Source organism: Streptomyces panacea, from assembly GCF_040560175.1.
In the GTDB taxonomy this organism is placed as follows: domain Bacteria; phylum Actinomycetota; class Actinomycetes; order Streptomycetales; family Streptomycetaceae; genus Streptomyces; species Streptomyces panacea.
The window spans coordinates 1-21,155 of record NZ_JARJHW010000090.1; the positions used below are offsets into that span (position 1 = coordinate 1).

Consider the following 21,155-nt stretch of genomic DNA (forward strand, 5'->3'; position numbering starts at 1 on the left):
GACAGCACCCGGCCCCCCGGCGAAGGTTGGCGGCCCGGACGACCTGGTGCCCCAGCCCACCCGGACGACCTGGCGAAGGCTGGCGGCCCCGACGCCCCGCTGAAAGCCGACGCCCCGGTGAAAGCCGGCCTCAGCCTCAGCCCTTGCTTACCGCCGCCAGGATCTCCGGCAGTCTCGACGCCGTCTGCGGCGCCGCCAGCCGGACCCCCGCCCATGCGATCAGCGCGCCGTACGCCGTGCCCACCGGCAGCAGGAGCCACGTCCAGGCGACCGCGCCCGACACGTGCAGCGCGATCGTCAGGCCGATCACCGGCGCGCACAGCAGGGCGCCGCCCAGCATGCCGCCGAGGATGGAGATCCAGGCGAGCCCGGCCTGGCCGGGAGCGACGTTCTTGTACGCGCTGTCCTGCGGGATCGAGTACGGGAAGCGGGCCGAGGCCACCGCGCCCGTCGCCATCATCGCGCCGAGCAGCGCGAAGGACAGCCCGAGCGCTTCGGGCAGCGCCCGCCAGTCGCCCAGCAGCGCGGCCGTCAGGATCGTCACCAGCGCCGAGTACGGCAGCGTGATCACCAGCAGGGCGAAGGCCCGCGCCCGCAGTTCCAGATAGGCGTCACGCGTGGAGGAGATCGTCAGGGCCACCATCCAGAACGCGGAGGTGTCCTGCCCGAACTGGTTGTACATCTGGATCCCGAGCATCCCGGCCGCGAAGCACGCGAGATAGATCGAACCGCTGCCCTGAAGGGCGTTCACCAGCGGCACGATCAGTCCGATCGCCAGCGAAGTGACCCATGCCGCCTTCGTCTTGGGGTCGCGCCACACGTACCGCAGGCTGCGCCGCATCACCGTGCCCGTACGCCCCTCGGGCAGCAGCCTGCCCAGACCGGACGCCGACTCCTTGCGGGCCGGACCGGCCGGACCGGCCGAGGCGGCGATCGTCGAGCCGTCCGGGGCGGTCATCAGCTTCACGAGCGACCGCTGCCACCAGTACAGGAGCGCCGCCAACGCGGCGAGCGACAGCAGCAGTTGCCCGGCGGCCGGCCCGTACGCGCCGTCGCTCACCGAGTCCACCGCGCCGATCGCCGACGCGGGCGGCAGCCACCGTACGACGTCCGCCACCGGGTCGAGCGCCGAGAGCCCGCCCGCCTCGTTGAGCTTCTGGATGCCGAAGTTGACGAACTGGATGCCGACGGCGATCACCAGACCGCTCAGCACGGCCAGATCCCGGCCCTTGCGCGAGGTCAGCAGCCGGATGTTCGCGGCGGCGACGGCGCGCGACAGCGCCACGCACACCAGCAGGGCCAGCGGTACGACGACCACCGACACCACCACGGCCGCGGCGCCGTGCGCGACGGCGATCGCGGAGCCCAGCACCAGACAGAGCGTGAACAGCGGACCGATGCCGACCACGGACGCGGCGAGCAGCGCGCCGATCAGCGCCTGGGGCCGCAGCGGCAGCATCACGAGCCGGCTCGGGTCGAGCGTTTCGTCGCCGCTGGGGAAGAACAGCGGCAGCATCGCCCAGCCGAGGGCCATGAGCCCGGTCAGTACGACGACGAGGGTGCCCGCGCCGTCGTTCCCGCGCAGCAGGATCAGGCCCAGGAGCTGGCCGGCCGCGATCAGCAGGGCGAGGACGACGGAGACGACGTACGCGACGGTACGGCCCGACGACTGCCGCAGCCCGTTGCGCAGCAGCGACAGCTTCAGCCGTACGAAGACGGGCGCGAGGGCGCGGGTGCCCAGGGTGACGGCGGGCGTCGTGCCCGAACCGAGGGGACCGGCGGGACCGGCGGCACCGGTGGGACCCGGCGCGTCCGCCGCCGCTTGGGAGAGGCCCGCGCTGCCGGCCGTCGCGCTCATCGGGCGCCGCCCAGCCAGTCAAGGGACTCGCCGGTGTCGCGATCCCGCGCGCCTACCAGTTCGAGGAACGCGCTCTGGAGCGACGGCGCGTCGCCCCGTACCTCCGCGAGCGTCCCCTGGGCGCGGATACGGCCCGCGGCCATCACCGCGACCCAGTCGCACAGCGACTCGACCAGCTCCATCACATGGCTGGAGAAGACGACGGTCGCGCCGGACTCCGTGTAGCGCTCCAGGACGCCGCGGATCGTCTGCGCCGACACCGGGTCGACGCCCTCGAACGGCTCGTCCAGGAAGAGGACTTCGGGGTTGTGCAGCAGCGCGGCGGCCAGGCCGATCTTCTTCCGCATACCGGTCGAGTAGTCCACGACGAGCTTGTGCTGCGAGCCCGCGAGGTCCAGTACGTCGAGGAGCTGCGTGGCCCGTTTGTCGACCTCGGCGCCGGGCAGCCCCCGCAGCCGGCCGGTGTATCCGAGGAGTTCGCGTCCGGACAGCCGCTCGAAGAGGCGCAGCCCCTCGGGCAGTACGCCGATCCTGGCCTTGACCGCGACGGGGTCGCCCCAGACGTCGTGCCCCGCGACCTGGACGCGGCCCATGTCCGGCCGCAGCAGGCCGGTCACCATGGAGAGCGTGGTGGTCTTGCCCGCGCCGTTGGGGCCGACGAGACCCACGAACTGGCCCGCGGGCAGATCGAGATCGATCCCGGCGACGGCGACCTGGTCGCCGAACCGCTTCCACAGCCCCTCCACACGGACGGCGGGCGGGCCCGCCGCACGCGCCCCGGCCACCGCGTCCGGCCCGCCGACCGCGTCCAGCGTGTCCGCCGTGTCCGGCCCGCCGACCGTGACCGCCGTGTCCGGCACCGCCCGGTGCCCCGCCCGCTCCGTCTGCTCCGCCGCTCGCTCCGGTACGTGATCCGGCATGCCGCACTGCCCTTCGGTGATCCTTTTTCGAGGTGTCGAGAGGACCCACCATAAGACCGCGGTCCGAGGGGTCCTCAGGGTCGCTGTGCCCGCGCGGCCGCCGCGTCACGCCCGCACGCGTACGCCAGCGGGCTGATCAGCTCCTCGACGTCCGGCAGCCAGCGGTTGGCCGGAGTCGGCCGCCGGGCCCACTGCACCGCGCCGAAGCCGCCGACACGCGTGGGCGGTGCCGCCACGTAGTGCGCCTCGCCGCGCACCACCAGATCGATCGCCGACGCCGACCAGCCCAGCTTCCTCACGAGGTCGTCCACCTTCAGCGAGCCGCCCGACAGGACGAAGAAGAGCATCCGGCGGTCGGGGGTGCGGGTGACGGGGCCGAGCGTCATCTCCATCCGCTCCATCCGCGCGAGCGCCAGGAACCCCGCGGACTCCGGCACGTCCAGGGCGTCGAACGCGCGCCCCGTCGGCAGCAGGATCGACGAGTGGGGGTGCTTCGACCACAGCCTGCGGGCGGCGACCCCGCTGCCCGTCGCCTGCGACGCCCAGTCCGGCCGGGTGGGATGCGCCCCGGGGGCCGGGCAGTCGGCGCGGTCGCACGAGCACCGCTCCTCGCCGCCCACCGCCTCCAGCCAGGTGCCGGGGAACACGTCCCAGTGCCGCTCCTCCGCGTACCGCACGGCGCTGTCCAGCAGCAGGTCGCCCCGCTGCTTGGGGATCTGCGCGGCGTCCGTGACGCCCGTCACTCCGATGGTCTTGTCCACGAAGAACACAACTCCCGCGCGCACCTCGGGTTACGGGCGTCACGGACCGTTGCGACGGCGTGTCGGTCCCGCACATGGGGCGCACGGATGCATGGGCGGGGGCGCGTACGAAGTTGCGGCGTGTGGATGGGTAACCACAACCGGTGGCCGGGGGTTGCCATCAGGGAGCGTGAGGCGAGTCACACACCTCGTCGCCAAGCGGGCGGCGTTTCCTGAAAGTTACCGAAGATTGCTGATTTCGACCATCGCACGCATTTACTGCGTTTCCGCCGGGCAGTGATCGCTCCATCGATCACTGCGGCCACAGGGGGTATCCAATTGGCAGCCAGGCCTCTCGTTGCCCGTCAGCCGAACGAACGGCTGCAAACACTCATCCAGGAGGCCGGCTGTTCCAACGCCGGCCTCGCCCGCCGCGTCAACATGGTGGGGACCGAGCGCGGTCTCGACCTCCGCTACGACAAGACGTCAGTGGCGCGTTGGCTGCGCGGACAGCAACCGCGCGGCCGGGCCCCGGGGATCATCGCCGAGGCGCTGGGCCGCAAGCTGGGGCGTACGGTCACCATCGACGAGCTCGGGATGGCCAACGGCAAGAACCTGGCCTCGGGCATCGGCCTCCAGTTCTCGCCGACGGTCGTCGGCGCGATCGAGCAGGTCTGCGAGTTGTGGCGCAGCGATGTGGGCAGGCGTGACTTCCTGTCCGGATCCGCGGTGGCGTCGTCGGCGCTCGTCGAGCCCAGCAGGGACTGGCTGATCACGGGCGCGGACGCGTCGGTGGCGCGCAACACCGGTGCGCGGGTGGGTGATTCGGATGTGGCGGCGGTCGCCGCGATGACGGCCGCGCTGGTGGATCTGGACCACCGCTTCGGCAGCGGTCATGTCCGCCCGGTCGTCGTGCACTATCTGAACAGCGTGGTGTCGGGCCTGCTCTCGGGGTCGTACAGGGAAGCGGTCGGCCGCAGACTCTTCGCCACCGTCGCCCGACTCACCGAGCTGGCCGGGTACATGGCGGTGGACACCGGCCAGCCGGGGCTCGCCCAGCGGTATTACATCCAGTCGCTGCGGCTCGCGCAGGCCGCGGGGGACCGGGGATACGGCGGCTATGTGCTGGCCGCGTCCATGAGTCATCTCGCGGCCCAGCTCGGAAACCCGCGCGAGATCGCCCAGTTGGCGCGGGCCGCGCAGGAAGGCGCGCGCGGGCAGGTCACCCCGAGGGCGCAGGCCATGTTCCTGGCCGCCGAGGCGCGCGGGCACGCGCTGCTGGGCGACGCGAATCAGTGCCACGCGGTCGCGGGCCGGGCGCTCACCGCGCTGGAGCACGCGGATCCGGAGACCGACGACGACCCGGTGTGGATCGCGCACTTCGACCACGCCTATCTGTCCGACGAGTTGGCGCACTGCTATCGCGATCTCGGACAGCCCGAGGCGGCGGCGCGCCACGCGTCCGACTCGCTGGCGGGCCACCCGGAGACCCGGGCGAGACGGCGGGCGATCGGCCTGGTCCTGCTGGCCACGGCGCAGATCCAGCAGCGCGAGGTGGAAGAGGCGTGCCTCACGGGCACGCGGGCGGCGGAGCTGCTCGGCACGCTGCGCTCCAGCAGAGGGGCGGAGTATCTGGACGATCTCCAGCAGCGGTTGGAGCCGTACGGCACGGAGCCCGCCGTGCGGGAATTCAGCGCCCGACTGGAGGTCCAGGCCGCGTGACACGGCTTTGCTACAACTTCCGCCGGGAGCAGGGTAGTACGGCGGCGTGACGTCGTCGTGCGGTGGTCGTACGGCCACCGCACGACGTTGACGCGGCGGCAGGTGGGGAGGCAGGTGGGGCGGTCGGTACGGCGGGGTGTGGCGGGCCCGGTCGAACGGCACATCGGCGGCTGTCTTGAACAGGCGGATGGTGACTGGTTCCAGGCGCGTAGCAGGCCCGCTGATTCACCCGGTAGCGTGAACTGACGATTCCGTAGGTCCACACTAGGAGTCCCGGTGACGCAAAGCGGACAAAGGGACGAGCCGCAGTCGCCTGCCGCTCGGCCCGCGCACGAAGGCATCGTGCTGCCCGCCGACGGCGGTCCCCCCTTGATGCCCGGCGCCCAGGCGCCGGTCCCGGCCGACCAGGCCGCTCCGGCGGGCGGGCAGCCGTGGGGGCAGCCCTGGGGTCCGGGGGCGCCACAGGCACAGGCGGAGCCGCAGCCACCTCAGCAGGACCCGGGTCCCTACGGGGCGTACCAGGCGCCGGGAGCGTACGGCGGCGGGAGTGGCGGGTACGGCTACCCCCAGCAGCCCCAGCAGCCCCAACAGCAGTACCAGGCCCCTCAGCAGCAGCCGTACCAGCCGCCGCCGCAGCCACTGCCGCCTGCCCAGCCGGGGCTTCCGCAGCTCCCGCAGCAGCAGCAGTACGGGGCGCCGCAGGGTGGCACGTACGGCGCGCAGCCGTTGCCCGCCGAGACACCGGCTCCGGCTCCCGGCGGCAGCGCGGACGCGACGCAGTTCCTGCCGCCGGTGCCCGCCGCCGGGCCCGCCGACGCCACGCAGTACATACCGCCGGTGCCGCAGTACCAGCAGGGCCAGAGCCCCGGCGGGCTGCCGCCCGAGCGCCCCGCCGAATCCACCCAGTACCTCGGCGCCGCCCAGCCGCCCGCGCAGGGCACCTCGGACGCGGACGCCACCCAGTTCATCGCGCCCGTCCCGGCGGCGGGCCCGAACGAGGTCCCGGCCGCGCCCCCCGGCGCGCCGTACGGCATCAGGCCCGGCGCGCCCGGCGACCGCCAGCCGCCCGCCGAGTTCGACAGCCTCTTCCGTACGGAGGCCCCCGGCGGGCCGACGGCGCCGGACGAGACGCAGCAGATGCCGCACTTCGACCCCGGCGCGAGCCCCGGTCCTGGTCCGGTCCGGGGACGCGGCCGGGGTGCCCGCCAGGCCAACGCCCAGCAGGGACAGGGACAGGGACAGCAGGGACACGGACAGCAGGGCCCCGGGCAGGGCGGCGCACCGCCGCCGTACGCGCAGCCGCGCGCCCCGCAGGAGCCCTCGGGCCCGCAGGGCCGGGCCGCCGGGCGCCGCAAGTCCTCACCGGTCCCGCTGATCGCCGCCGTCGTGGTCGGCTGCGCCGTCCTCGGCCTCGGTGCCGGCTGGCTCATGAGCGGCGACGACTCCAAGAAGCAGGACGGCAACCAGACGGTGTCGTCGGAGTCCTCGCAGTCCGGCCCGGGCGACGGCCAGGCCGCGGACGACCCCGCCAAGCCGCAGGCCGAGGAGCTCGACAAGCTCCTCGCCGAGAGCAACGACAGCCGGGCGGCGGTGATCAGCGCGGTCGAGTCCATCAAGACCTGCCAGAACCTGGACAAGGCCGTCAGCGACCTCCAGGGCGCGGCCGACCAGCGCCGCGACCTGGTCTCCCGGCTGGGGGAGCTGACCATCGACAAGCTGCCGCAGCACGGTCAGCTCTCCTCCTCGCTGACCAAGGCATGGCAGGCCTCCGCCTCGGCGGACGACCACTACGCGACGTGGGCGGCCGAGGCGAAGACGAAGAAGGGCTGCAAGGACGGCAAGGCCCGTACGACGAAGGCGGCCCAGGAGGGCAACCGCGCGAGCGGTGAGGCGACGGGGGCGAAGCAGAAGGCGTCGGGCCTGTGGAACGGCATCGCGTCCGAGTACGGCCTCACGGAGCGAGCCCCGACGGAGCTGTGAGGGAGGTTCACGGTGCGGTTGGACCTCGCGAGGATCCTTTTGGCCCGCACCCGGATCGATCCGGTGTTCCGGGACACACCGCAGTACGAATGCGAGTCCTTGGGCGAGGCGTTGGGCTGCCGCCTCGTCCTGAAGGTCGAGACCCTGAATCCCATCCGCTCGTTCAAGGGCCGCGGAACCGAGACCGTTCTCGACCGTCTTCAGGAAAGAGGGACCGCGGACGCCGTCGTCTGCGCGAGCGCGGGCAACCTCGGTCAGGCGCTCGCCTACGGCGGCCGGTCGCGCGGAATCGGGGTCACGGTCGTCGCCTCGTCGGCGGCCAACCCGCTGAAGATCGAGCGTATGAGAACGCTCGGGGCCGAGGTGGTCCTGGTCGACGGGGAGATCGAGGCGGCCCTCGAAACCGCGGCGCGCGTAGCCGCCGAGACCGGCGCGTTCCTGGTCGAGGACAGCAAGGACATCGGTACGTGCGAGGGAGCGGCGACGATCGGGGTCGAGCTCTCGGAACTGCCCGGTGAACTCGACGCGGTGGTCGTCTCGTTGGGCGCCGGGGCGATGGCGTCCGGTGTGGGTTTCGCGCTGAGGAGTCTGCGCGGGGACACCGAGACGATCTGTGTCCAACCCGAGAACGCGCCGGCGATGACGCTCGCACTGCGAGCGGGCCGTCCGGTCGAGGTCGGGACGCCGAACACCATCGCCGACGGAGTCGCGGGCCGCCTGGTCCTCCCGGAGGTGCTGGACGACCTCGCTTCGGTCACGGACGACGCGGTCCTGGTGACCGAGGCCGGCATCATCGAGGCGATGCGCCTTCTCCACATCCACGCGGGCCTGGTGGTCGAACCGGCCGCGGCGCTGGGAGTCGCCTCGATCCTGGAGTCCGGCGGCAGGTTCGACGGCAGGACCGTCGCGACGATCCTGTGCGGCGGCAATGTGACCCCGATGGATTTCGACCGCTGGACCCGGGGCCGGGACCGGTCGGCTGCGTAGACCGTGCCTTACGTGGTGAGGCGGCGTCCGGCCACGGAGCCAGCGCGAAAACCCGTTGGCGGACCACGGCGACCGCTGCTACTTTCCCGGAGGCCGTGCGAGAGAACGAGGAGGTGGTACCCGTGAACGCAGTATCGACACGGGTGCTCCCCTCCGGGGTCACGGTCGGGCGACAGGTCGTCCGGGAGCGCCGCTCTGAGCCTCCCGAAAGGCACGACCATGCGGTTCACTTCCGAACAGCGTCTCGACGACGGTGTCCTCGAACGCGAATTCACCCTCGGCGAGATCCCCGGCACCCTGTGGACGCCTGAATCCGCGGCACCGGCCCCGCTGATCCTGATGGCCCACAACAACGGCCTGCCCAAGGGGGAACCCCGGCTGGTGGCCCGGGCCAGGCAGTCCGTGGCGTACGGCTACGCGGTGGCCACCATCGACGCCCCCGGCTGCGGTGACCGGCCCCGTTCCGCCGCCGACGAGCAGGCCCGCGCCGACCTCCGCCGGGCGATGCGGGCCGGCGAGCCGGTCGACGAGATCTTCGAGTCCTTCATCGGCCCGCTGGTCGAGAAGGCGGTCCCGGACTGGCGGACCACCCTGGACGCCCTCCTCGCGCTGCCCGAGATCGGCGGCCCGATCGGGTACTCGGGGTGGATGGCCCTCGGCGTTCGGCTGGCGGTGGCCGAGCCGCGCATCGCGGCCGCCGGTCTCTTCGCCGGGGGTTACGTACCCCGCGCCCAGCGCGAGGAGGCCCGGCAGGTCACCATCCCGCTGCTGATGCTGTTGCAGTGGGACGACGAAGGGAACCCCCGGCAGCGGGCCCTGGACCTGTTCGACGCCTTCGGCGCCAAGGAGAAGACGCTGCACGCCAATCCGGGCGGGCACACCGGTACCCCGTGGTTCGAGGTGCACGACGGAAACCGCTTCTTCGACCGCCACCTGAAGTGAGACCGGCCCGCCGAACCACCGGCCGACGGTAAGCGGTACCGCCCACCCTGCCGTCATCGAGGACGGGCCCGGCCCTCCTCGATGACGGTGTCGGTGACACCGGCCGGCGCGAGGGAACCACCGCCGCCGAGGGGGAGGTCCCCCACTCCGGGAGATGGACCTACGCGCTGCGGCCCGCGTCGCTCAAGGTGCCGCGGACGTCCACGAAGCCGTCCTTCAGCGATACCAGCTCGCCGTCGCGCACCACCTGGAACGTCACCTCGCTGTTCACGATGCGCGGGTAGCCGGGGGAGCCGAGCATGTCCTCGTAGCGCCAGCGCAGTGTGGGTGTGAGGCCGCCCGTCTCGACCTTCGCGCCCGTGTCCAGCGCGTGCGCGAACGTGCCCGAGGAGATCGTGTCCCTGCCGATCGACTCGATGACCGACTTGAGCGCGGTGTACGCGATCCAGGTCGTCTGCACGCCGGGGTCCGCCGGGTCGATGCTGTCGTCGCCGAACGCGTGCTTCCGGATCACGTCACGCATCGGCCGCCACGCCGGGTCCTTCGCCTGCGGGTACCAGCCCGTGACGTACGCGCCCTCGAAGACGCCCTTCGACCCGCCCGTCCGGTCCACCAGGGGCTGGCCGACGCTGCCGAGCACCGAGGAGATGCGGACGTTCCCGCCGTCGTCGGGGAGCCGCCGGTAGGAGTCGAAGAACGTCTCCGTACGGTCGCCGAGCACCGCCGTGACACAGCCGTTGCCGTCGGTGGCCGCGTGCTCGCGGGCCTTCTCCGCCGGGTCGGTGTAGTCGGTGGCGTCCTCGGCCGCACGGATGTCCGTCGCCTTCCCGCTGTCGCTCTCGCGCTTGTCCTTGCCTTTGTTGAGGCCGGAGTTGAGCAGTTCCGGCATCGCGTCACCGGTGATCGTGTCGGGCCGCACGATGGAGACCCGGCCGCACTCCCCGCCCAGCTGCATGCCGTTGCCGGCCAGGAGCGACGCCTGGCCGCCGTTGACCGGGTACGAGACGAAGCTGGAGAACTCCCGCTCGGCGACGCCGTAGCCCCCGAGATACGGGATCCCGGCCGCCTCCAGCGGCGCCATGAAGGCGTTGCCGTGCTGGCTGTACGAGCCGACGACGGCCGTGACGTCCTTCTCGGCGGCCAGGCGCGCACAGTCGGCCGCGCCCGATGAGGTGTTGCGCTCGTTGCAGGTCAGCACACGCAGCTCGTGGCCGTCGATACCGCCCGCCGCGTTGACCCACCGGGCGAACGCCTTGGCCATGGCCGGCATCCCCGGCATGTTCGTCGCGGCGGTGCCCTCGGGCGCCCACGTCATGACGGTGACGGGCTCCCTGGAGCCCCCCGGATCACCAGGGAGCACGCCACACCCGGTGGCCAGCGACGCCCCGGCCGCCACCGTGCACAGGACGCGGACCGCCCGGATCGGACGGAAGGGGCGGAGGGAGGAGGAGCGCTGCTGCCTACCGGTCATGTATCCGCACACTTCCGGCCCGGAGGTAACTGCCAGGTGGAGGTTGTCCAACCAGACGTGACCGCGAGGTGAATTACGGGGGGCCAGGTGATCGCCTCACGGAGGACCGTACGATCGACTGCTGTGCAGCAAGGTTCGGATAACTCTTCCCGTCGCGGCCGTCGCTCCTCCACCATGGGCGACATGCCGCTCAATGACATTCCCTGGTGGCGCTGGCGCAGCAATGTGCGCTCGGCGCTGCACATGCTTTCCGATCCCGTCTTCCACCACGAGTACTGGCTGGCCGGCCGCGAGGGGTACGGCGATGTCACCGACGCCGTGTACCGGCTGGTCGAGGACACCTGGCTGGACAACTGGTCGGCCGAGAAATACGTCGGGACGATCTTCCGCGACTCCGGCGAGGCCGCGCTCGTCGACGTCGCCGTCCTGCGGGTGCTGCGGATCATGCACCAGGTGGGGCCGGACGCCCCGATCTCGGTGTATCTGGAGCATCACGGCTGGCCGGAGGCCGTACGGGCGGCGCGCGAGGCGCACGTCAGGCTGGCCGTCAACGACGGCGAGGACCCGGACACGGTGCCGCGCTCGCTGGATGTGCTGCGGATCCTGACGCGGTCGGCGTGACTTGGCCGACCTGACCCGGCCGACCTGACGCGGTCGGCGTGGCTTGGCCGCCGTGCGCGGTCCGTCCGACCGTACGCCGTGCTCCTCGGAGCCCCGTGTGGGATCCTCTGGGGTCATGAGTGCCCCGCAGCAGCCCGCCACCGAGGCCGACCGGCCCGCCCTGTCCGACCAGTACGTCCTGACGCTGTCCTGCCCGGACAAACAGGGCATCGTGCACGCCGTGTCCAGCTTTCTCTTCATGACCGGGTGCAACATCGAGGACAGCCAGCAGTTCGGCGACCGTGACACCGGTCTCTTCTTCATGCGGGTCCACTTCTCGACCGAGGAGCCCTTGACCGCGGAGAAGCTGCGCGCGAGCTTCGCCGCCGTGGGGGACTCCTTCCGGATGGACTGGCAGCTCCATCAGGCCGGTGACCGGATGCGGGTCATCCTGATGGTCAGCAAGTTCGGCCACTGCCTGAACGACCTGCTCTTCCGGTCGCGGACGGGCGCGCTCCCCGTGGACATCGCCGCCGTCGTCTCCAACCACACGGACTTCGCCGAGCTGGTCGCCTCGTACGACATCCCCTTCCACCACATCCCCGTCACCAAGGACACCAAGGACGCGGCCGAGGCCGAGCTGCTGGAGCTGGTACGCGCCGAGGACGTCGAACTGGTCGTGCTGGCCCGCTACATGCAGGTCATCTCCGATGACCTGTGCAAGCAGCTGAACGGCCGGATCATAAACATCCACCACTCCTTCCTGCCGAGTTTCAAGGGCGCGAAGCCCTACCACCAGGCGCACGCCAGGGGCGTGAAGCTGATCGGCGCGACCGCGCACTATGTGACGGCCGCGCTCGACGAGGGCCCGATCATCGAGCAGGAGGTCGAGCGCGTCGGCCACGAGGTCACCCCGGAGCAACTGGTGGCGATCGGCCGCGACGTGGAGTGCCAGGCGCTGGCGCGCGCGGTGAAGTGGCACGCCGAGCACCGCATCCTGCTGAACGGCCGACGCACGGTGATCTTCGGATAGCCGCCGGACGAAGCCCGTGCGCCGGCTCCGGGAACGTCAGTCGGCGTCGGCGCGCGGTCCGAGGCGGCGTGGGTGTCCGGCTCGCACCGCGGCGCTCGGGGGCACGCCCGCCGCCGTCGGCTCTGCTACAGCCGGCTCAGCGAAGCCGCCGCGAACAGCACGTCCCGGATCGCGTCGCGGTCGCCGTCCTGACCGGCCGCCGCCTCCTCCGGTGAGATGTGCCCCGCCACCAGCTGGCAGAACTCGACGTCGTCCAGAGCCACTTGGGCCACCGCGCGCTCGGCCGTCCCGACGGCGGCCGGCGAGTCCAGCGCGATGTACCAGTCGCCGCCGCCCGCGCCCTCGACCTCCAGATGCAGCGACCGGCCCGGCGAACCGGGCACGACCAGATGACGCGCGGGCGATGCCAGCCCCGCGCGGCGGCGGGCCGCCAGGGCGGACGGGATCAACTGCGCGGCGAGGTCGATCATCACGCGCAGATGCGGACCGCTCGGCGGCGGATACGGGTAGTCCACCGCCTCCGCGATGTCCCAGCCGTGGATCCAGCACTCGAAGGCCCGGTCGATCAGCGCGTCGCGCAACGGCAGGGCGAACTCGCCGTACGAGACGGAGAGTTCGGCCGCCCCGCGCCCCGCGAAGGACACCGTCCTGATCAGTGTGTGGCTCTGGTCGCGCCACGGCTCGTGGATCGTGCGGGTGGGCGGCGGCTGCGCCGTACGCCAGAACGCCTCGGTCCGGTCGGTCGGCGACTGCGGCGCCGACGTGCCCAGCGGATCGTCGAGCCCCAGCGCCGACGCCACCAGTCCGTCCACGGTCATGAGATGCCCGATGACCGCGGCGACCGTCGCCCTGCGCGCGGTGGGCTCCTCCTTCTCGAACCACTTGAGCTGGAGCGGCGCGTGCCACTCCGCGTCGCCGAAGTCGCGCAGCAGCGCGTCGAGCCGGGCGGTCTCGGCGTCGTACGGGGTGGCCCACGCAGGCACCGGGATACGGGCGGCCCGGCGGTCGAGGCAGTTCTCCAGCACCCGGGAACGGAGCAGCGGTGGGAGATCCAGATTGCGGTCGGCCTGCAACAGGCCGACGGCGTCGCGCAGTTTGAGGGCCTCGTCGGCGCACGGCGCGCACTCGGTGAGGTGGTTCTCGACGTGGGTCGTCTCCTCGGGCGAGCAGGCGGCCAGCGCCCAGGCACCGAGCAGGGACTTCAGTACGGAGTGCGAGGGCGGCGGCTCGGCGGGCCCCGGGGCGGGCGGCGTCATGTGCCGTTCCTCGCCCGGATCAGGCGGGTGGGCCGGCTCGCGCGGCGCGGCGAGGTCCGCGTCCGGGGCGCCGTCGGTGACGGCGCCCGCCCCCCGGCCCGCTTCCTCGGCGGCCTCTTCCGGCCCATCTGCGTCTTCTGGTTCTTCCGGCTCATCCGGCACTTTCCGTTCGCGGCTCTCCCCCGCCGCCTGCGCGGCGCGCGCGGCACCTTCGAGGGCCCGGCGCAGTACATCCGCCGCGGGCGGCTCAAGGTCGTCCGGGGCGGCGCGCTGGCCGGGTATGCGCGGCACGCCGCGCACCCCGTCGGGCTCGTCCGGATCGCGACGGCCACCGTTCCGGCCGCCGTCGAACGGCCCGGTCACAGCGACCGTCCGTTCCCGGGCGGCGAGGAGCCCTCCAGGGGCCGGGTGTTCGCCGTCGAGAGCAGTTGCAGGCCGAGCCGCAGCCGGCGCCGCGCCTCGTCCTCGGTGACCCCGAGGTCGGCGGCGGTCTGCCGGTAGTCGCGGCGCTGGAAGTACGCCAGGTCCAGCGCGGCGCGCAGGGGAGCGGGCATGGAGGTGACGATGTAGTCGGCGCGTGCGGCGGCGGACGCCTCGCGGATCTTCTGCTCCAGCTCCTCCGCGCTGCCCTCGCCGCTGGCCCGGTGGGCGGCCGTCTCCAGCTGCCGCAGCCGGTTCACGGCGTGGACACGGGCGAGCTTGGCGATCCAGGACCGCATCGAGCCCTGCTTGGGATCGAAGACGTCCGGGTTCTCCCACACGTAGCCGAAGACCTCGCGGGTGATCCGGTCGGCGGCCTCGCTGTCGTCGAGCACACGGTGCGCGAGGCTGTGCACGAGCGAGGCGAAGCGGTCGTACAGCTCGCCGAGCGCGGCGGCCTCGCCCCGCGCGAGCCGCTGCTGCATCCTGCGGTCCCAGCGGGGCGGTGTGTCCTTTGCCATGTGACCCCCAGCCCAGTGACTGCTCCGTGACCCGACCCTGCCACCGTGCTCCGTGACCTGACCCCGCCGCTTCGAATGTACTGGCCAGTGTCAACGAAGTGCGCCCCTTTGCGTCAAGTGCGCCCCCTGAAGGCGCCCGAGCTGATAAGGAATTTCCCCGGTTCACGGCCGTTGTGTTTCATGAGCAACGAGGAGGGCAGCCGCCGAGGAAGAGGGACGATCTCCGGTGAAGGTCCGGAATCCGGAACTCCGCTCACGGGTCTCCGGATCGGTACGAGGGAAGGTCCAGGCGTGACGCTCAAGGTGGAAAAGGACGAGCACGGTCTGTGGACCGTGCTGCGCATCACCGGGGAACTGGATCTCGTGACGTCTCCCGTGGTCCGCCAGCACGTCCACGACGCGGTCGCCGCCGGCCGCCGTGAGCTGGTGCTGGACCTCTCGGACGTGTTCTTCTGCGACTCCAGCGGCGTCGGCGTGCTGATCGCCTCCCGCAAGTTGATGCGCTCCTGCCAGGGCCGGCTCCATCTCATCCTGCCCGCCCACGGCGCGGAGGAGGGCTCACACGTCAACCGCGTCCTCGCGGCCCTCGGCGTGCGTCGCCTGTTCGAGGTCTACTCGGACGTCTCCGAAGCCGTCGACGAGGAGGCACAGCCCCTCTCGGCCTGAGTGGCGTGCGGTCGTGCCGGTCCCGTGGCGTCGTGCCGGGCCGTGCCGGTCGTGTCGGGTCGTCTCCACCGGACAGACCTGAAGCCTTCACATGGCGGGCCCCCGGCGTCGTACGCTCCCAGTCATGGACAGCGCAGAGTACGAGGGCAAGATCGCCTCCCGATTCGCCGCCTTCGACCAGGACGGCAACGGCTACATCGACCGCGAGGACTTCAGCGGAGCGGCAGCGGCACTGCTCGCGGAGTTCGGCGTCACCGCACGATCCGACAAGGGGCAGGCCCTCTACAGCGGGGCCGAGGCTTTCTGGCAGGGCATGGCGGGCATCGCGGACGTCGACGGTGACCAGCGGGTCTCCCGCCAGGAATTCATCACCGGCGCCGCGAAGAGGCTGCGCGACAGCCCCAAGCGCTTCGCCGAGATCGCCCGCCCCTTCCTGCACGCGGTGATCGCCATCGCGGACGAGGACGGCGGCGGTGTGACGCCGGCGGCGGCCGAGCGGGTACTGCTCGTGCTGGGCACGGAGCAGGCCGTGGCGGCGCAGGCCGCCCGGGGGCTGGACGGGGACGGTGACGGCCGGATCACCGAGGAGGAGATCCTGACGGCGTTCGCCGCGTACTACGTGACGCCGGAGCCGTAAACCCGGAGCGGTGCCGAGGCCCTACCGGGGTCGTGGCCGGGGCCGTGCCGGAGCCGTCCGGAGCCGTCCGGAGCCGTCCGGAGAGCGTGACCGTGCGTGACGCGACGGCCCTTCACACATGTCGATACCGGGTTGTGTCCTTCGGGCCACCCGTCACGGGCCGGAGTCGGCGGCGGGCTCCGGTACGCTCCGTCGGGTGCGAGTGGTAGTGAGGTGTGGCGGATCCGGTGTGGCCAGTACGGCGACGCCGGACCGGGGAATGCCTGCCAACAGCACTGTTCGAAGGCGCCGGAGGCGTCCTTGTTCGACTCCCCGCAGAGCGCGTCGCACAGTATGCCTCACGCGTACTCCTTCGCGTTGGAATATGCCCGAAGCGCTTGTTGCGGTGACTGTACGTCAACCATGCTGTCCCGTAAGGGAATCACGTTCTGTGACCTTGTCGTGGACCTTGTCGAGGCGCGAGGCGATGTGCCCGCCGGTTCGGATGGTGTGAGCGGTGCAGGTTCTTCAGATGCAGTTGGAGGTCGGGGCTGATCCGGCGGAGGTCGGGCGGGCCCGGCGATGGGCGCGGTCGCGGCTCATCGGCTCCGGTATGAACGACGACGAGCCGCTGGCGGAGACGCTGATCCTGCTGATCTCGGAGCTCGTCACCAACGCCGTGGTGCACACCGGCTGTCCGGCCGTGCTGCGGATGCTGTTCGGTTCGGGGGCCGCCGAGGCCGGGACCGTACGGGTCGAGGTCGCCGACACCAGCGCGCGACCGCCCTGTCCGCGCCACGCGCAGGGCGAGGACACCAACGGGCGGGGCCTGGAGCTGGTCGACGGGCTCGCCGACCGGTGGGGCTGGCAGCCGGAGGGCTCGGGCAAGCGGATCTGGTGCGAGGTGGACCGGAGCGAGCCCGGCGAGGGCGCGGAGTACGTGCCGTCGACACCGGCGCCGGTGCGGTACGGCGGGCTCGGGCGGTACACGGTCGACCTGTCGGGGGCGGCGGGTTCCGCCGGGGCAGCGGCCGGGGCCGTGGCGGACGGGTCGTCGAAGGCCGTCACACAGTCCAACTCCGTCACGCAGTCCTGAGCGTCATCACGCAGTCCAACTCCGTCACGCAGTCCTGAACGCCGTCGCCGCCGCTGTCGCTGTGTTCGTGGGTGACCCGGTCCGGGGAGCCCGCTGCCCCGGGACCGCGCGGAACGTCCGCCGGTAGACCGTCGGCGAGACACCGAGCGCCGCCTGGAGATGCTGGCGCATGGACTGCGCCGTACCGAACCCGGAGTTCCGCGCGATCTGGTCGACGGAGAGATCCGTCGCCTCCAGCAGATGGCGCGCCCGCTCGACCCGCTGCTGGACGAGCCACTGACCGGGGCTGATCCCCGCCTCCTCGCGGAAGCGGCGCGTGAACGTCCGTACGGACATCGACTCCTGTTCCGCCATGTCCCGAAGCTGGATCGGCTCGTGGAGCCGGGCGAGCGCCCAGGCCCTGGCCGTGGTGGTGGTCGCCAACTGGGCATCGGGGACCGGACGTTGGATGTACTGGGCCTGGCCGCCGTCCCGGTGCGGCGGGACGACCGTACGACGCGCGACGTCGTTGGCGATCGCCGTGCCGTGGTCGCGGCGCACGATGTGCAGACAGAGATCGATCCCGGCGGCGACCCCGGCCGAGGTCAGGACGTCGCCGTCGTCGATGAAGAGCACGTCCGCGTCGACCTTGATCCGGGGGAAGGTCCGCTGGAAGTGCGCGGCCGACGACCAGTGGGTGGAGGCGGGCCGGCCGTCGAGGAATCCGGCGGCGGCGAGCACATAGCCGCCGGTGCAGATGGAGACCAGGCGGACGCCGGGGCGGAGCCGGCCGAGGGCGGCGGCCAGTTCGTCGGTGAGCCTGCCCTCCTCGTAGACCGGGCCGAGTTCGTACGAGGCGGGGATCAGTACGGTGTCGGCGGTGGCGAGGGCCTCGGGGCCGTTCTCCACGAGGATGTCGAAGTCCGCGTCCGTGCGGACCGGGCCCGGCGGGCGGATCGAGCAGGTGATCACGTCGTACAGCGGGGCGCCCTCGGGGCTCCTGGCTCGGCCGAAGATCCGCTGGGGGATGCCCAGTTCGAACGGGAGGACCCCGTCGAGCGCGAGCACCACGACGCGGTGGCGCGGCGGCTGTCCGGCGCTGCTCACCGGCGTCGTCCCTGCTGTCCCCGGCATCCCCGGCATCGTCCCGCCCTCCCGAGTCGTGGATCCGCGGTGTCCGTCATACGGAAACCCCTGGTGGTCCAGACCAGTCCTTGATATCTGTCGACTCTGTGACTGCCAAGCGTTCGACGGACCCCGACATTCCCGCCCCGGCCGGGACCCCTCTCTGGAACCGTAACTTCCGCCTCTTCTTCCTCGCCAGGACCGTCGCGCGCTTCGGTGACGGCATGGTGCCCGTCGCGCTCGCCGCCGGGCTGCTCGACGCGGGACACGGCGCCTCGTCCGTCAGCTTCGCGCTCGGCGCGTGGATGATCTGCTTCGCCGGGTTCGTGCTCTTCGGCGGTGTGCTCGCCGACCGGTTCACCCCGCGCCGGATGATGGTCCTCGCCGATGTGATGCGGCTGTTCGGCACGGTGGGCCTCGCGGTCGTCTTCGCCGGGGGAGCGCCGCCGCTCTGGCTCGTGTACGCGCTGAGCGCCCTCAACGGGCTCGGCGCCGCGCTCTTCCAGCCCGGAGTGGCCAGCATGCTGCCCGTGCTCTCGCCCGACGTACAGCGCGGCAACGCCGTGCTGCGGGTCGCGGAGTCCCTGGCGACGATGGCGGGTCCGGCGGCGGCGGGCGCGCTGGCCGGATTCGGCGGGCCGGGCACGATCTTCGCGGTCAACGCGGCGACGTTCGGCATCAGCGGGATCTGTCTGTTCCTGGTCCGGATGCCGACCATGAGGCCGGTGCGCGGCGACTCGATGCTCACCGAACTGGTCGGCGGCTGGCGCGAGTTCCGGGCGCGGTCCTGGCTGTGGGGCGTGATCGCGGTCTGGTCGGTGTACGGCGTCACCGTGCTCGGCCCGATCGTCCCGCTGGAGGCGGTGGTGGTCACCGACCGGCACAGCTCCGCGATGTTCGGTCTGATGATGACCGTCCAGGGGGCCGGGAACGTGGCGGGCGGGCTGCTCGCGCTGCGGGTGCGCCCGGTCAGACCGCTGTTCGCGGGGACGGTCGCGCTGTTCGGTGTCGTCGCGAACCTGCTCGTGCTCGCGTACGACGTCCCGCTCCCGCTGCTCGCCGCCGGATTCTTCGTGGGCGGGGTGAGTCTGGCGTTCTGGCTGGTCATGTGGTCCACGACGGTCCAGACGATGATCCCGCCCGAGGCGCTGAACCGGCTGCACGCGTACGACGTGGCGGGCTCCCTGATCATGCTCGCCGTCGGCCGCGCGCTGGCGGGTCCGGTGGTGGAGGCGGTCGGGATGCGCGAGGTGCTGGTGGGCGGGGCGGTGGTGAACGTGCTGGTGTGCGGGGCGCTGTTCGCGGCGCGGCCGATTCGCGAGTTGCGCCGGGTGTCGGGCGCCTCAGCGCGGCCCGTCCTCCTTGTCGGGGAAAGCGACCCTGAGGAAAACGAAAAGCACAGACAGCACGGTGCCAGGCGCACCGCAAAATAGTACTAACGCTGTGATATCGGCGGATATGAACGCTACGGAGTAGAGACCGCCGACGGCGACCGCTGCTATGTGGCCGAGAAGTAAGGCCGTGACGAAGCGTGTCCGCCGCATCGCGAAGAACGGCAGGGAGCCCCACGCCACCGCCACGGCGAGATAGATGAAGGGCACGAAGACCATGGTGGTTTCTCCCGGGCAGAGCTGGTGCCACGGCTGGATCGGACCTGGCGACCCGTCGGCAGAACTGTCGAACTGCCGGCTGTCGGGATCGGGCAGCGGGGCCGCCGGGATCACAGTAGTGAGGCCGGGCCGAGACCGCGCTCGACCGATTGGCCCGATCCTAGTGACCGCTGTCCCTCGGGCCACTCGTACGCGGTGCCCCGGTCCCCGATGCTTCTTGACGTGACACAGACAGCCGAGACCCCCGCCGGTACTCCCGCGAAGACCCCCGCGCCACGCGGCCGCCCCCGTATCCACCGGGCCTGGTTCGTCGCCGCCGTCACCTTCGTGACGATCATCGGCGCCGCCGCCTTCGCCTCGCTGCCCGGACTGCTCATCGATCCGCTCAACTCGGAGTTCGGCTGGTCACGCGGCGAGATCGGCTTCGCCGTCTCGGTCAATCTCGCGCTGTACGGGCTCACCGCGCCGTTCGCCGCCGCGCTGATGGACCGGTTCGGGATACGCCGGGTCGTCGCCGTCGCGCTGACCGTGATCGCCGTCGGTTCCGCGCTCACCGTCGTCATGACCGCGGCCTGGCAGATGGTCCTCTACTGGGGTGTCCTCGTCGGTCTCGGCACCGGCTCGATGGCCCTGGCCTTCGCCGCCACCGTCACCGACCGCTGGTTCGTCGCCCGGCGCGGACTCGTCACCGGCATCCTCACCGCGGCGGGCGCCTCGGGGCAGTTGGTGTTCCTGCCGCTGCTCTCCTGGCTCGTGGCGAACCACGGCTGGCGCCCCGCCTCCATCACCGTCGCGATGTCCGCGCTCGTCGTCGTCCCGTTCGTCTGGCTGCTGCTGCGCGACCACCCGGCGGACGTGGGGCTGCCCGCGTACGGCTCCGAGGAGTTCAAGCCCAAGCCGCCGCCCGTCACCGGCGCCGCGCGGCGGGCCGTCGGTGTCCTGTTCGAGGCCGCTCGCACCGGGCCCTTCTGGCTGCTCGCCGGGACGTTCGCGATCTGCGGCGCCTCCACGAACGGCCTGATCAAGACCCACTTCATCCCCGCTGCTCACGACCACGGCATGCAGATCACGGCCGCCGCCTCGCTCCTCGCCGTGATCGGTGTCTTCGACATCATCGGCACGATCGCCTCGGGCTGGCTCACCGACCGCTTCGACGCGCGCCGGCTCCTCGCCGTCTACTACGCGCTGCGCGGCGTCTCGCTGCTCTTCCTGCCGATGCTTCTCGGCCCGGACGTCCGGCCGCCGATGCTGTTCTTCATCGTCTTCTACGGCCTGGACTGGGTCGCGACCGTCCCGCCGACGATCGCGCTGTGTCGCGAGTACTACGGCGCCGACAGCGCCATCGTCTTCGGCTGGGTACTCGCCTCGCACCAGGTCGGCGCCGGGGTCGTCGCGTTCGCGGGCGGCCTGGTGCGGGACTTCACCGGCTCGTACAACATGGTCTGGTACGCCTCGGGCGCGCTGTGCGCGGCGGCGGCGCTGATGGCTCTGCTGATCAGGAGCCGTACGAAGGCCGACACGACGAAGCAGGTCGACGTGGCGTGAACGCCCGGGACTCGGGCGCCCGCGATATGAGTCCTACGGCTTGAGCTTTACGGCCTGAGCCTTACGGC

18 protein-coding genes are annotated in these 21,155 nt (G+C 71.8%); 11 read left to right on the forward strand and 7 right to left on the reverse strand.

All coding sequences use genetic code 11. The features are described 5' to 3' along the window. Positions 1-136: 136 nt before the first annotated feature. From P3L51_RS21170 to P3L51_RS21180, 3 genes are all read right to left on the reverse strand, one after another. Complete coding sequence (locus tag P3L51_RS21170; RefSeq protein WP_354606842.1) at positions 137-1,858, reverse strand: transporter; 1,722 nt, start codon at positions 1,856-1,858, stop codon at positions 137-139. Continuing rightward, positions 1,855-2,778 carry an ABC transporter ATP-binding protein gene (locus tag P3L51_RS21175; RefSeq protein ID WP_354606843.1) on the reverse strand — a complete coding sequence of 308 codons (924 nt, stop codon included), beginning with the start codon at positions 2,776-2,778 and terminating at the stop codon, positions 1,855-1,857. The genes P3L51_RS21170 and P3L51_RS21175 overlap by 4 nt, the downstream gene beginning before the upstream one ends. 74 nt (positions 2,779-2,852) lie before the next feature. After that, positions 2,853-3,548, reverse strand: coding sequence for a bifunctional DNA primase/polymerase (locus P3L51_RS21180; protein WP_354606844.1), 696 nt, complete (start codon positions 3,546-3,548; stop codon positions 2,853-2,855). Between the two features lie 309 nt (positions 3,549-3,857). On the opposite strand from P3L51_RS21180, the gene P3L51_RS21185 reads away from it, so the two are divergent. The 4 genes from P3L51_RS21185 to P3L51_RS21200 all read left to right on the forward strand — a co-directional run bounded on the left by P3L51_RS21185 (position 3,858) and on the right by P3L51_RS21200 (position 9,149). Then, complete coding sequence (locus P3L51_RS21185; protein WP_354606845.1) at positions 3,858-5,240, forward strand: NsdA family TPR-like regulatory protein; 1,383 nt, start codon at positions 3,858-3,860, stop codon at positions 5,238-5,240. 276 nt (positions 5,241-5,516) lie between these two features. Then, positions 5,517-7,220 (forward strand): hypothetical protein, encoded by a 1,704-nt coding sequence (locus P3L51_RS21190; RefSeq protein ID WP_354606846.1) that lies wholly within the window; start codon positions 5,517-5,519, stop codon positions 7,218-7,220. A gap of 12 nt (positions 7,221-7,232) precedes the next feature. Continuing rightward, a complete protein-coding gene (locus tag P3L51_RS21195) occupies positions 7,233-8,207 on the forward strand; it encodes a threonine ammonia-lyase (RefSeq protein WP_354606847.1) in 975 nt (324 codons plus the stop codon). Positions 8,208-8,426: 219 nt separating this feature from the next. Then, positions 8,427-9,149, forward strand: coding sequence for a dienelactone hydrolase family protein (locus P3L51_RS21200; RefSeq protein WP_354606848.1), 723 nt, complete (start codon positions 8,427-8,429; stop codon positions 9,147-9,149). A gap of 160 nt (positions 9,150-9,309) precedes the next feature. Here P3L51_RS21200 and P3L51_RS21205 read toward each other — a convergent pair whose 3' ends face one another. Next, a complete protein-coding gene (locus P3L51_RS21205; RefSeq protein ID WP_354606849.1) occupies positions 9,310-10,620 on the reverse strand; it encodes an ABC transporter substrate-binding protein in 1,311 nt (436 codons plus the stop codon). A 174-nt stretch (positions 10,621-10,794) separates the two neighbouring features. Here P3L51_RS21205 and P3L51_RS21210 point away from each other — a divergent pair, with 174 nt between their 5' ends. Beyond that, positions 10,795-11,241: an SCO4402 family protein gene (locus tag P3L51_RS21210; RefSeq protein ID WP_435594490.1), complete on the forward strand. Its 447-nt coding sequence runs from the start codon at positions 10,795-10,797 to the stop codon at positions 11,239-11,241. 115 nt (positions 11,242-11,356) lie between these two features. Beyond that, a complete protein-coding gene (gene purU / locus P3L51_RS21215) occupies positions 11,357-12,253 on the forward strand; it encodes a formyltetrahydrofolate deformylase (RefSeq protein WP_354606851.1) in 897 nt (298 codons plus the stop codon). 125 nt (positions 12,254-12,378) lie between these two features. On the opposite strand, the gene P3L51_RS21220 is transcribed toward purU, so the two are convergent. Next, the gene (locus P3L51_RS21220; RefSeq protein ID WP_354606852.1) at positions 12,379-13,872 is read right to left on the reverse strand and encodes a maleylpyruvate isomerase N-terminal domain-containing protein; all 1,494 of its coding nucleotides are present in this window, start codon (positions 13,870-13,872) and stop codon (positions 12,379-12,381) included. Continuing rightward, entirely contained in the window at positions 13,869-14,450 is a 582-nt protein-coding gene (locus tag P3L51_RS21225) for a sigma-70 family RNA polymerase sigma factor (protein WP_354606853.1), read from the reverse strand. The genes P3L51_RS21220 and P3L51_RS21225 overlap by 4 nt, the downstream gene beginning before the upstream one ends. A 291-nt stretch (positions 14,451-14,741) precedes the next feature. Here P3L51_RS21225 and P3L51_RS21230 point away from each other — a divergent pair, with 291 nt between their 5' ends. The 3 genes from P3L51_RS21230 to P3L51_RS21240 all read left to right on the forward strand — a co-directional run bounded on the left by P3L51_RS21230 (position 14,742) and on the right by P3L51_RS21240 (position 16,828). Then, complete coding sequence (locus tag P3L51_RS21230; protein ID WP_354606854.1) at positions 14,742-15,116, forward strand: STAS domain-containing protein; 375 nt, start codon at positions 14,742-14,744, stop codon at positions 15,114-15,116. A gap of 124 nt (positions 15,117-15,240) precedes the next feature. Then, entirely contained in the window at positions 15,241-15,753 is a 513-nt protein-coding gene (locus tag P3L51_RS21235) for an EF-hand domain-containing protein (RefSeq protein ID WP_354606855.1), read from the forward strand. 496 nt (positions 15,754-16,249) lie between these two features. Continuing rightward, positions 16,250-16,828, forward strand: coding sequence for an ATP-binding protein (locus P3L51_RS21240; protein WP_354606856.1), 579 nt, complete (start codon positions 16,250-16,252; stop codon positions 16,826-16,828). A gap of 24 nt (positions 16,829-16,852) precedes the next feature. On the opposite strand, the gene P3L51_RS21245 is transcribed toward P3L51_RS21240, so the two are convergent. Next, positions 16,853-17,941 (reverse strand): GlxA family transcriptional regulator, encoded by a 1,089-nt coding sequence (locus P3L51_RS21245; protein ID WP_354606857.1) that lies wholly within the window; start codon positions 17,939-17,941, stop codon positions 16,853-16,855. Positions 17,942-18,039: 98 nt separating this feature from the next. Here P3L51_RS21245 and P3L51_RS21250 point away from each other — a divergent pair, with 98 nt between their 5' ends. Both P3L51_RS21250 and P3L51_RS21255 read left to right on the forward strand, forming a co-directional pair. After that, entirely contained in the window at positions 18,040-19,365 is a 1,326-nt protein-coding gene (locus tag P3L51_RS21250; protein WP_354606858.1) for an MFS transporter, read from the forward strand. A gap of 387 nt (positions 19,366-19,752) precedes the next feature. Beyond that, complete coding sequence (locus tag P3L51_RS21255; RefSeq protein WP_354606859.1) at positions 19,753-21,087, forward strand: MFS transporter; 1,335 nt, start codon at positions 19,753-19,755, stop codon at positions 21,085-21,087. Positions 21,088-21,155 lie beyond the last annotated feature (68 nt).

Bases quoted from the DNA above. Each gene is read 5' to 3' on its own strand.
- P3L51_RS21205 (WP_354606849.1), bottom strand. From the start codon at position 10,620: ATGACCGGTAGGCAGCAGCGCTCCTCCTCCCTCCGCCCCTTCCGTCCG.
- P3L51_RS21170 (WP_354606842.1), bottom strand. From the start codon at position 1,858: ATGAGCGCGACGGCCGGCAGCGCGGGCCTCTCCCAAGCGGCGGCGGAC.
- purU (WP_354606851.1), top strand. From the start codon at position 11,357: ATGAGTGCCCCGCAGCAGCCCGCCACCGAGGCCGACCGGCCCGCCCTG.
- P3L51_RS21175 (WP_354606843.1), bottom strand. From the start codon at position 2,778: ATGCCGGATCACGTACCGGAGCGAGCGGCGGAGCAGACGGAGCGGGCG.
- P3L51_RS21225 (WP_354606853.1), bottom strand. From the start codon at position 14,450: ATGGCAAAGGACACACCGCCCCGCTGGGACCGCAGGATGCAGCAGCGG.
- P3L51_RS21245 (WP_354606857.1), bottom strand. From the start codon at position 17,941: ATGCCGGGGACAGCAGGGACGACGCCGGTGAGCAGCGCCGGACAGCCG.
- P3L51_RS21235 (WP_354606855.1), top strand. From the start codon at position 15,241: ATGGACAGCGCAGAGTACGAGGGCAAGATCGCCTCCCGATTCGCCGCC.
- P3L51_RS21255 (WP_354606859.1), top strand. From the start codon at position 19,753: ATGCTTCTTGACGTGACACAGACAGCCGAGACCCCCGCCGGTACTCCC.
- P3L51_RS21200 (WP_354606848.1), top strand. From the start codon at position 8,427: ATGCGGTTCACTTCCGAACAGCGTCTCGACGACGGTGTCCTCGAACGC.
- P3L51_RS21210 (WP_435594490.1), top strand. From the start codon at position 10,795: ATGGGCGACATGCCGCTCAATGACATTCCCTGGTGGCGCTGGCGCAGC.